Annotated in this window: 9 protein-coding genes; 4 read left to right on the forward strand and 5 right to left on the reverse strand. The window is 67.4% G+C overall.

Annotation, left to right across the window (positions count from 1 at the left end):
• Nucleotide 1: 1 nt before the first annotated feature.
• On the reverse strand, nucleotides 2-1201 hold the full coding sequence (locus M3190_RS12315; protein ID WP_251582045.1) for a class I SAM-dependent methyltransferase: 1200 nt from the start codon (nucleotides 1199-1201) through the stop codon (nucleotides 2-4).
• 152 nt (nucleotides 1202-1353) lie between these two features.
• On the opposite strand from M3190_RS12315, the gene groES reads away from it, so the two are divergent.
• The 3 genes from groES to M3190_RS12330 all read left to right on the forward strand — a co-directional run bounded on the left by groES (nucleotide 1354) and on the right by M3190_RS12330 (nucleotide 4248).
• Nucleotides 1354-1650 carry a co-chaperone GroES gene (groES, locus tag M3190_RS12320; RefSeq protein ID WP_017203655.1) on the forward strand — a complete coding sequence of 99 codons (297 nt, stop codon included), beginning with the start codon at nucleotides 1354-1356 and terminating at the stop codon, nucleotides 1648-1650.
• Between the two features lie 141 nt (nucleotides 1651-1791).
• Complete coding sequence (rarD, locus tag M3190_RS12325; RefSeq protein ID WP_251582054.1) at nucleotides 1792-2730, forward strand: EamA family transporter RarD; 939 nt, start codon at nucleotides 1792-1794, stop codon at nucleotides 2728-2730.
• A 156-nt stretch (nucleotides 2731-2886) separates the two neighbouring features.
• On the forward strand, nucleotides 2887-4248 hold the full coding sequence (locus M3190_RS12330) for an ABC transporter substrate-binding protein (protein WP_251582056.1): 1362 nt from the start codon (nucleotides 2887-2889) through the stop codon (nucleotides 4246-4248).
• Nucleotides 4249-4547: 299 nt separating this feature from the next.
• Here the strand turns inward: M3190_RS12330 and M3190_RS12335 are convergent, their stop codons facing one another.
• Genes M3190_RS12335 through M3190_RS12350 form a run of 4 tightly spaced genes read right to left on the reverse strand, consistent with a single transcriptional unit; the run spans nucleotide 4548 to nucleotide 8636 of the window.
• Complete coding sequence (locus tag M3190_RS12335; RefSeq protein WP_251582058.1) at nucleotides 4548-5315, reverse strand: ABC transporter ATP-binding protein; 768 nt, start codon at nucleotides 5313-5315, stop codon at nucleotides 4548-4550.
• Entirely contained in the window at nucleotides 5312-6340 is a 1029-nt protein-coding gene (locus M3190_RS12340; protein ID WP_251582060.1) for an ABC transporter ATP-binding protein, read from the reverse strand. Before M3190_RS12340 ends, M3190_RS12335 begins: the two co-directional genes overlap by 4 nt.
• Nucleotides 6330-7310 carry a branched-chain amino acid ABC transporter permease gene (locus M3190_RS12345; protein WP_251582062.1) on the reverse strand — a complete coding sequence of 327 codons (981 nt, stop codon included), beginning with the start codon at nucleotides 7308-7310 and terminating at the stop codon, nucleotides 6330-6332. Before M3190_RS12345 ends, M3190_RS12340 begins: the two co-directional genes overlap by 11 nt.
• 6 nt (nucleotides 7311-7316) lie before the next feature.
• A complete protein-coding gene (locus M3190_RS12350) occupies nucleotides 7317-8636 on the reverse strand; it encodes a branched-chain amino acid ABC transporter permease (protein WP_251582065.1) in 1320 nt (439 codons plus the stop codon).
• Nucleotides 8637-8840: 204 nt separating this feature from the next.
• On the opposite strand from M3190_RS12350, the gene guaB reads away from it, so the two are divergent.
• Nucleotides 8841-10343, forward strand: a complete 1503-nt coding sequence (guaB, locus tag M3190_RS12355) for an IMP dehydrogenase (RefSeq protein ID WP_251582073.1) — start codon at nucleotides 8841-8843, stop codon at nucleotides 10341-10343.
• Nucleotides 10344-10771 lie beyond the last annotated feature (428 nt).

Genomic DNA, 10771 nt, shown 5'->3' on the forward strand with positions numbered 1-10771 from the left:
CTCAGACCCGGTCGGCGAGGACCGCGACCCGTTTCGCGCCACGGCCATCGCCGACACGCGTGAGGATCAGGGTGGCCGAGGTGTCGCCGCGCAGCGCGAGCTTGCGCCGGAACTGCGCCGGGTCTACGTCGACCCCGCGCTTCTTGATCTCGACGGTGCCGACGCCCCGAGCCTGCAGGGCGGTGTTGATCGCGGGGACCTTCAGCGGCAGGACCTCCCGTACGCGGAACGACTGCACGAAGGGGTTCGTCAAGGCGGCGTCCGAGGTCAGGTACGCGATCCCGTCGGCGACCATCCCCGCCTGCAGCGCGCGCGCGACCTCGCCGATCAAGCGCGCGCGAATGACCGCGCCCTCGGGTTCGTGCACGAACGCGCCGAGCTCGCGGACCGGTTCATCGGGCGCATCCGCCGCGGCGGTGAGCTCCGCCGCGGCGCCACCCCGCAGCACCAGCGCGGAGCGCGCGACGCCTGCGCGCCGCAGCGCACCCGACCACAGCACGAGCTCGACCGTCGATCCGTCGACGCTGATCCACTGCGCCTCGACGTCGTCGGGGAGGAGTCCGCGGTCGAGTCCCGGTCCGAGCTTGTTGCCCACCGGCATCCGCTCCGCGAGGGCGAACGCCCAATCGAGCGAGGGCGACCAGTCCTCCGGCCGGGTGCGACTCGTCTCGCTGTGCCCCGCGGTCCGGCGGGCGGGGTCCAGCCACACCGCGTCGCAGCCGGTCAGGTCCGTCTCCTCGGCGCGGCCGTGCTGCACGGTGACGGCCTCACCGAAGGGTGCGAGGTTGTACGCCGCGAGAGCGGCGGTCGTCTCGTCCGCGTCGACGGCGAGGACGTCGAGCCCGATGCCGGCGAACCCCAGCGCGTCACCGCCGATGCCGCATCCGAGGTCCGCGACGCGGGTGATTCCGGCGTCTCGGAATCGCGCGGCGTGGCGGGCGGCGACCTCGAGACGTGTCGCCTGTTCGAGACCTGCGCGGGTGAACAGCATCCGGTCGGCGAAGGGACCGAACTTGGCCTGCGCCCGCACGCGCAGGTGGGCCTGTCCGACGACGGCGGACACCAGGTCGGGGGAGTGGCCGGCCGCACGCAGTCGGGAGACGGCGGTGGCGACCTCGGCAGTGGATGCCAGGGGTCCGACCTCATCGATCAGCCGCAGTCCCTGGGGCGTCAGGAGAGCGGTGAGTTCGGCCTGTTCCATCCGGCCAGCCTAGGCCGACGCGGCATCCGTCATCGTGTTGGCACTCGCGTTGCGTGAGTGCCAACCGGCCTCTAGACTTTCGTTAGCACTCTCGGTAAGCGAGTGCTGATGAGTCTTGAAGCAGGACCCCACCAGCAAGAAAGAGGTAGACCGTGTCGGTTTCCATCAAGCCGCTCGAAGACCGCATCGTCATCAAGCAGGTCGAGGCCGAGCAGACCACCGCGAGTGGCCTGGTCATCCCTGACACCGCCAAGGAGAAGCCCCAGGAGGGCGAGGTCGTGGCCGTGGGCCCCGGCCGCATCGACGACAACGGCAACCGCGTTCCGCTCGACGTCGCCGTCGGCGACCGCGTCCTGTACAGCAAGTACGGCGGCACCGAGGTCAAGTTCGGCGCCGACGAGTTCCTCGTCCTGTCGGCTCGCGACGTCCTGGCGGTCGTCGTCCGCTGACACGCAGCGATCAGCAGAGGGCTCGGATGCTTCGGCATCCGGGCCCTCTCTCGTTCCTGTCCGCGGTGTTGGCAGGATCCGCACGACCGGCGGCAGTCCGCGGGATGTGCTCGCTGTCATGACCGTCGTAGGCTTGTGCTCATGACACCCGAGCAGGCCGCGCGCGAGAAGTCCCTGGGCGCGATCTTCGTCTTCTCGGCCTATGTCCTGTGGGGCTTCCTGCCCCTGTACTTCGTCAGCCTCGCACCGACCACCCCCTGGGAGGTCGTCGGCTGGCGCATCCTGCTGAGCCTCGTCTTCTGTCTCGCGCTGCTCGCGATCACGCGCGGCTGGGGGCGAATGCGCGTGATCCTGCGCGATCGCCGGCTGATGCTCTGGACCCTCCTCGCGGGACTGCTCATCTACGTCAACTGGCAGGTCTTCCTGATCGGCACCCTCACGGGCCACGTCGTCGAGACGAGCCTGGGCTACTTCATCAACCCGATCGCGACCGTGCTCCTCGGCGTCATCGTCCTGAAGGAGCGCCTGCGGACCGTCCAGTGGGTCGCCGTGGGCATCGCCGGCGCGGCCGTCGTCGTGATCATCGTCGCGGTCGGTCGGGTGCCGTGGATCGCCCTCGCGCTCGCAGCGAGCTTCGCGACGTACGGTCTCGTCAAGAAGAAGATCGGACCGTCGGTGGATGCCGTGAGCGGCCTCACCCTCGAGTCCTTCTGGCTCGTGCCGATCGCTGTCCTGCAGCTCGTCCTGGTCGGCGTCACCTCCGGCCTGACGATGGGCACTCAGGGCGCCGCACACACGACGCTGCTCCTGCTCGCCGGTGCGGTGACCGCGATCCCGCTCCTCTTCTTCTCCGCCGGGGCCCGTCGCACGTCGCTCACCGTGATCGGCATCCTGCAGTTCGTCGCCCCGATCATGCAGTTCCTCACGGGAGTCCTCATCCTGGGGGAGCCGATGCCGTTCGAGCGATGGATCGGGTTCGCCCTGGTCTGGGTCGCCGTGGCGGTGTTCACCGTCGACTCGATCGTGGCCTCCCGGCGCAGCCGGACCCGCGCCGAGGCGGTCGTCCCAGACCCCGTCTGAAGACGACGGATACCGCATCCCGGCACCGTTATGGGAGCGTGCCCACCTCGTTACACATCGTTAACGAACGGCAACATTGGGGAGACGAGCGCGCCGCTAGGTTGAACACACCGGGCTGGTCCCGAACTGACCCGTGTCACCACAGCAAGGAGCACAATGAGCGTTCTCACCCGTTCGCGTTCCGCAAAGGTCATGGGCGCCATCGCCCTGATCGGCGCGAGCGCAATGGTCCTGGCCGGCTGCGCCGGTTCCTCGACCCCCACTGCATCCGGCGGCGCCTCCGAGGAGCCCGCCGGTTTCGACTTCCCGGTCAACTGCGACGAGGCACAGCCCGCGTCGTACACCCCGGAGTACACCTCCACGTCGGAGGGTCCTGCCACCGACCTCGAGTACACGATCGGCACGGCCCTGCCCGTGACCGGCAACCTCGCCTTCCTCGGCCCGCCCGAGATCGCGGGCACCGAGTACGCCGCATCCGAGGTGAACGCCGCTGACAAGGGCGTGACCATCAACCTCGTCCAGGGCGACTCGGGCGACACCGACAACAAGGCCTACGAGACCGAGATCCCGCGTCTGCTGAACGCCGGTGCCACGGCCATCATCGGTGCCGCGTCGTCGGGTACCTCGCTGCAGTTCATCGACCAGGTCATCGCTGCCGACGCGATCCAGTTCTCGCCGGCGAACACCTCCGCTGCCTTCACGGGCTACGAGGACAACGGTCTGTACTGGCGAACGGCTCCCTCCGACGTGCTCCAGGGCCAGGTGCTCGGAAACCTCATCGCAGGCGACGGCGCTGAGACCCTCGGCATGATCATCCTCAACGACTCCTACGGAACCGGTCTCGCGTGCTTCGCGAAGGCTGCCTTCGAGGAGGCGGGCGGGTCCGTCGTGTCGGCCGCGCTGTACAACACCGGCGACACCAACTTCTCCTCGCAGGTCGAGACGGTGCTGGCGGCGGACCCCGACGCGATCGCCCTCATCACCTTCGAAGAGGTCAAGACGATCATCCCCGAGCTCGTCGCGGCGGAGTTCCCGAAGGACAAGATGTACTTCGTGGACGGCAACCTGGCGAACTTCGGCGAGGAGTTCGACGCGGGCACCCTGACGGGCGCCAAGGGCACGTACCCGGCTGTGGACCCCGCGTCGATCGCGGAGTTCCGTGACGGTCTGAACGAGTTCTGGACCGGCGAGGGCAACGCCGAGCTGGCGGACTTCACCTACGGACCGGAGTCCTACGACGCGGTGATCCTCCTCGCCCTGGCCGCCCTCGAGGCGGGCTCTTCGGAAGGCCCCGACGTCGCAGCGCACCTCCAGCAGGTGTCGGGCGGCACCGGTGAGGGCACGAAGTGCACCACGTATGCCGAGTGCGCCGACATCATCATCGCCGGTGACGTCGCGGACTACGACGGCGTTTCCGGCCCGATCACCTTCAACGAGGTGGGCGACCCGCAGGATGCCTCCATCGGCATCTTCGAGTACGGCGAGGACAACAACTACTCGTTCCTCAACGTCGGCTGATCGACGATCCCAGAACGGCCCCGGTCTTCGGACCGGGGCCGTTCTCTTTGCCTGGCCGGCCATCCCGGGGGCACCGGCGGATGCCGCCGCCCCCGGGTCCCTCGTCGCAACAGGCGGTGGCGTGAGGCATGTCGTGGCGTGAGGCATGTCGTGGCGGGGAAGCGGGCGGCGAGGCGTGGTCCCCTCACTCGGCGCATCCGACCCATGCGACGTCGCCCCCACCACGCAGCGACGCGTGCGACCGGTACGACGATGCCCCCGGCCGAGTGGCCGGGGGCATCGTCAGGTACGGCGGGGCGTCAGGTGCCCAGTGTGCCGAGGTAGAGACCGATCACCTTGGGGTCGTTGAGGAGCTCACGGCCGGTACCGGTGTAGGCGTCACGGCCCTGGTCGAGGACGTAGCCACGGTCGCAGATCTGCAGGCAGCGACGCGCGTTCTGCTCGACCATGATCGTGGTGACACCGGCCTTGTTGATCTCCGAGACGCGCAGGAACGCCTCGTCCTGCCGCGACGGCGACAGACCGGCCGACGGCTCGTCGAGCAGGAGGACGTACGGGTCCATCATGAGCGCGCGTCCCATGGCGACCATCTGTCGTTCACCGCCCGAGAGCGAGCCCGCCCGCTGCTGCAGACGCTTGCTGAGGTCGGGGAAGATCGAGGTCACGAAGTCGATGCGCTCCGAGACGACCTTCGGCCTCTGATAGGCCCCCATCTGCAGATTCTCCGCGATCGACAGACTCGGGAACACATTGTTCGTCTGCGGCACGAAGCCGACGCCCTTGGCGACGAGCTTGTTGGCCCGAAGACCGGTGATCTCCTCACCGTTGAGCACGACCTGGCCCGAGCGGATCTTGACCTGCCCGAAGATCGCCTTCAGCATCGTGGACTTGCCGGCGCCGTTGGGGCCGATGATTCCGATGAGCTCACCTTTGGCGGCGAAGAGATTCGCACCGTTGAGGATGTTGACGCCGGGCAGGTAGCCGGCGTGCACATCGCGCAGTTCCACGACGTTCTGTGCGGGTGCGGTTGTCGTCGAACCCGCGGGGGATGCGGCTGTGTCGCTCACTTCGTGTCCTCCGTTCCGGGCGTGGAGCCCGGGGTGCCGGGTGCCGTGGAATCCTCCGCGGCGTGCGTCGTGGCATCCGCCTCGACGGCGTCCTGCAGCTTGTGCTGCTCCTCGATCAGTTCCTGAGCCTCGGCGGTCAGCTCGCCCTCGTAACGGCCGGTGACGACGCCGAGGTCGACGTCCTGATGGGCTCCGAGGTAGGCGTCGATGACGGCCTGCTCCTTCATGACGGTGTCCGGCGGTCCCTCGGCGACGACCTTGCCCTCGGCCATGACGACGACCCAGTCGGCGATGTGGCGGACCATGTGCATGTCGTGCTCGACGAACAGCACCGTCATACCGAGGTCCTTGAGGTCGAGGATGTGGTCGAGCAGCGACTGCGTCAGTGCCGGGTTCACGCCGGCCATCGGCTCGTCGAGCATGACGAGGGTCGGGTCGCTCATGAGGGCGCGTGCCATCTCCAGGAGCTTGCGCTGGCCGCCCGACAGCGAGGCCGCGAAGTCCTTCTCCTTCGCGTCGAGCTTGAACCGCTCCAGAAGGCCGCGCGCCTTCTCCTCGATCTCGGCCTCCTGCTTGCGCCAGAGGAAGGGGAGGATGCCGCGCCAGATGCTCTCGCCGCCCTGACCGGGCGCACCGAGCTTCATGTTCTCGAGCACGGTGAGCAGGCCCAGGGACTTCGTCAGCTGGAAGGTGCGCACCTGTCCCATCCGAGCCGCCTTGAAGGCCGGGATGCCGGCGAGGTTCCGGCCGTCGAACGACCAGACCCCCTCGTTCGGCTTGTCGAATCCGGTCAGGAGGTTGAACAGCGTGGTCTTGCCGGCACCGTTGGGACCGATCAGCGCCGTGATGGCGTTGCGCGGGATCTCGAGGTGGTCGACATCGACGGCGGTGAGGCCACCGAAGACGCGCTTCACGCCGTCGGCGACGATGATCGGGTCGACCTTCTCGACACCGGGGCGGATCTCGCCCTTGTGCAGACCGGTGGCTTTGGGTCGGGGGGCGGGGGGCGCGACGTCAGCGGACAAAGGTCAGCTCCTTCTTGCTACCGAGGATGCCCTGCGGTCGGAAGATGACCAGCAGCATGAGGGCGACACCCACCAGGACGAACACGAGCATCTGGCTCTGCTCCGCTGTGAGGAACGGCAGCCAGCCGATGTTCACGAGCGCCGGCAGGAGGTTGGAGAGGAACGCGCGCACGACCCAGAACAGCACGGCGCCAAGTACCGGTCCGAAGATCGTCGCGGCCCCGCCGAGCAGAAGCGCCGTCCACACGTAGAACGTCTGGGAGGTGACGTAGACGTTGGGATTCACGTTCGTTCCGAGGGCCGTGACGATCCCGCCGGCGGCGATGATCACGCCACCCACGATGAGCGCCTGCATCTTGAAGGCGAAGACGTTCTTGCCCAGGGACCGCACGGCGTCCTCGTCTTCACGGATGCCCCGGATGACGCGGCCCCAGGGGCTCCGCATGAGCAACCAGACGAAGGTGACGACGATCGCGATCGTGATGATCCCGACGATGATCACCCACCACTGGTCGGACTGGTACGTCCACGGGCCGAATCCGAAACGTCCCGCCGGGAGAGGGTTCGTGGACCGGAAGCTCGCCTGGAAGCCGACGAGGCCGTCGGCGGAGCCGGTGGTCTCGCGGAAGCTGGAGGTCAGGAACAACAGGCGCACGACCTCGGCGGCCGCGATCGTGACGATGGCGAGGTAATCGCCGCGCAACCGAAGCGTCGGGATGCCCATGACGATCGAGAACAGCACCGCGCCGACGAGGCCGACGAGGGCGGCGACCGGCCAGGGGAGCCCGAACGTCAGCGTCGAGATCGCGAAACCGTAGGCGCCGATGGCCATGAAGCCGGCGACGCCCATGTTGAGCAGGCCCGCGAAGCCGAAGTGGACCGAGAGACCGATGGCCGCCAGCACGAAGCCCAGCGTGACCGGCGACAGGATCTGAGCCGCCGTGTTGTTGAGGATTTGCAGGAAGTCCATGAGCCGTTATCCGATTCGCTCTCGGCGTCCGAGGAGACCCTGCGGACGGAACAGGAGGATGACGATCAGCACGACGAGCGCGCCGACGTACTTCAGGTCGGAGGGGATCCAGAGCGTCGACACCTCGACGAGCAGGCCCACGATGATCGAGCCGAGGAGGGCGCCGAACGCCGTTCCCAGACCGCCGAGCGTGATCGCGGCGAAGACGAGGAGCAGGATGCTGGTGCCCATGTCCCACTTGATGCCCGGCCGGAAGTAGGCCCAGAGCACGCCCGAGAGCCCGGCGAGGGCGGCGGCCATGACCCACACGATCCGGACGACGGCGTCGACATCGATCCCGCTCGCCGCGGCCAGCGACGGGTTGTCGGACACCGCTCGCGTGGCGCGCCCGATCCGGGTCCGCATGAGCCAGAACGCGAAGGCGACGATGACCACGATCGACACCCCCATGCTGATGACGTCGGTGAGCGACAGGCTGATGGGGCCGAGGCCCGGGATGTTGGCGGTCGCTCGCCCGGGCAGGTTCACGGTGCCGCCGCCGACGAACATCTGGAAGACGTATCGGAGGGCGAGCGAGAGGCCGATGGAGACGATCATGAGCTGCACGGTGCCGATGCCCTTGCGGCGGAGGGGTCTCCAGAGTCCGGCATCCATCCCGTATCCGAAGAACGCGGAGACGATGACCGCCAACGGGATCGCGATCCAGATCGGCACGTTCACGGCCACGGAGAAGAAGAGGGCTGCGAGAGCGCCGAAGGTGACCATCTCGCCGTGCGCGAAGTTCGACAGTCCGGTCGTGCCGAACACGAGCGACGCTCCGATCGCGGCCAGTGCGAGCATCAGACCGAAGTTCAGGCCGTTCACCGCTCGGGACAGGAACTGGTCGAAGAACGAGGTCGTCGTCCGCTCCGCGGCCCCGAGGGTGAAGTTTCGGGTGATCGTGCTGGTCGGCCCGAATTCCACTTCCTGTGTGAAGTTGAACCCCTCGGGCGCGGTGACACCCTCGGGAAGCGAATCCTCGACGAGCTCGACGGTGTAGGGGACGTCCTTGGTGGGAACCGGAACGCGCCACGAGCCGTTGGCGGCGGTTTCCGTCTCGCCGCTGTACTCACCGCCGGAGACGACCACTGTGGCGCCTTCCACGGGTTCACCGGCGACGCGCACGTTGCCCTGGACGGCGAACGGGAAGTCCTCGGGGTTCTGAGTGTCGGCTGCCGCGGGGTTCGCGAGGCCGAACAGCAGAGCGCCGGAGAAGACTCCGGCGATAAGGGCTACGAGTGCGCGTCGCCATCGATTGCGGGCGCGCACAGAGCGGGTGGTCGTCACCGACACCTCCTGGTTGAAGCATGGTCAGCGCGCAGAGGTACGGGTGCCCCCGGCGCCACACGACCGTATCCAGCGATTGTTGCCGCTGTGTTTCCCTGCCGCAACCATCGACACTCCGCCTTCTGGCCGGATCTCGCCCCCCGGGAATGAATGGAGCGTCGCGCGCCTTAGAATTCAGACAAGCCGTTCGACGCAGGAGAGCACATGGAGCACAACGACCCGTTCGGATTCGTGGGACTGACGTACGACGACGTCCTGCTGCTGCCCGGTCACACGGACGTCATCCCGTCCGAGGCCGACACCTCCTCCCGGGTCACGCGTCGCATCACCGTCGCGACTCCTCTTCTCTCCGCCGCGATGGACACCGTCACCGAGTCGCGTCTCGCCATCGCCATCGCGCGCGAGGGGGGAATCGGCATCATCCACCGGAACCTGTCGATCGCCGATCAGGCCGCCATGGTCGACCGCGTGAAGCGCAGCGAGTCGGGCATGATCACCGACCCGATCACGACGACACCCGACGCGACCATCGAAGAGGTGGACGCACTCTGCGGCCAGTACCGCATCTCGGGTCTCCCCGTCGTGGACGACGAAGGGCACCTGGTCGGCATCGTCACCAATCGCGACATGCGGTTCGTCTCCGGCTTCGAGCGTCAGACCACGAAGGTCCGCGACGTCATGACGAGCGAGAACCTCGTGACCGGCAAGGTCGGCATCGGGGCGAACGAGGTCATCGCGCTGTTCGCCCACCACCGCGTCGAGAAGCTGCCCCTCATCGATGAGGACGGCAAGCTCGCGGGCCTCATCACCATCAAGGACTTCGACAAGAGCGAGAAGTACCCCCTCGCGACGAAGGACGATCAGGGTCGACTCCGTGTCGGCGCCGCGATCGGCTTCTTCGGCGATGCGTGGGAGCGCGCAGAGGCGCTGCGGGATGCCGGGGTCGACGTCATCGTGGTCGACACGGCGAACGGACAGTCCGCGGGTGTCATCGACATGGTCAAGCGGATCAAGGCCGACGCCTCGTTCGCGCACATCGATGTGATCGGCGGGAACGTCGCGACCCGTGAGGGCGCGCAGGCCCTCATCGACGCAGGAGTGGATGCCGTCAAGGTCGGCGTCGGTCCGGGGTCGATCTGCACGACGCGGGTGGTGGCCGGTGTGGGGGTCCCGCAGGTGACCGCCATCTACGAGGCGTCGCTCGCGGCCCGGGAGGCCGGCGTCCCGATCATCGCCGACGGCGGTCTGCAGTACTCGGGCGACATCGCGAAGGCGCTGGTCGCCGGCGCTGACACCGTCATGCTCGGTTCCCTCCTGGCCGGCACCGATGAGTCGCCCGGAGAGGTCGTCTTCCAGGGGGGCAAGCAGTTCAAGCTCTACCGGGGGATGGGTTCTCTCGGAGCCCTGCAGACCCGCGGCAAGAAGACCTCGTACTCGAAGGATCGCTACTTCCAGGCGGACGTGCCGAGCGACGACAAGCTGATCCCCGAGGGCATCGAAGGCCAGGTCGCCTACCGCGGTCCGGTGTCGGCCGTCGCCTATCAGCTGGTCGGAGGACTCCGGCAGTCGTTGTTCTACGTCGGCGCCCGCACGATCGACGAGCTGAAGGCGCGAGGCAAGTTCGTCCGCATCACCTCGGCGGGGCTCAAGGAGTCGCACCCGCACGACGTGCAGATCGTCGTCGAAGCGCCGAACTACAAGCGCTGAGAGGGTATGCGGCCTCGACACGCCCGGGATGCGGGGCTGATTTGCCGAGTCTCCGAACGCCGCGTAACTTATTACTTGTTCGCCCCACAGGGAAGAGCGAGAGGCTGAGAAGCCCGCCGCCCCCTCAAGCTGGCGAACCACCCCCTCCAAGAAGAAACAGTCGCTCTGCGGTTGGGTCTGACCCCTGGTCTAGGACGGGACATCGGGACGCACCCACGGTCGTCACTCGCAGCCATGATCTTCCGAGATCATCGGCGTGTCGGGTTTGACGGTTTCGCGGGTGTCATCCTAAGCTAGAGAAGTTGCCTCACTACGAAGCCCTTGCGGGGGTGGTGTGGGAGCATCCGATCCTTGAGAACTCAACAGCGTGCACTTGTCAAATGCCAAATAACCTCGATCTCGGCTTCGGCTGAGGTGAGATTCCTTTG

It is taken from the genome of Microbacterium oleivorans, from assembly GCF_023715745.1.
GTDB lineage: Bacteria > Actinomycetota > Actinomycetes > Actinomycetales > Microbacteriaceae > Microbacterium > Microbacterium oleivorans_D.

Coding starts and splice junctions, on each gene's coding strand:
- M3190_RS12345 (WP_251582062.1), bottom strand. CDS start 7,310: ATGGACTTCCTGCAAATCCTCAACAACACGGCGGCTCAGATCCTGTCG.
- M3190_RS12330 (WP_251582056.1), top strand. CDS start 2,887: ATGAGCGTTCTCACCCGTTCGCGTTCCGCAAAGGTCATGGGCGCCATC.
- rarD (WP_251582054.1), top strand. CDS start 1,792: ATGACACCCGAGCAGGCCGCGCGCGAGAAGTCCCTGGGCGCGATCTTC.
- guaB (WP_251582073.1), top strand. CDS start 8,841: ATGGAGCACAACGACCCGTTCGGATTCGTGGGACTGACGTACGACGAC.
- M3190_RS12315 (WP_251582045.1), bottom strand. CDS start 1,201: ATGGAACAGGCCGAACTCACCGCTCTCCTGACGCCCCAGGGACTGCGG.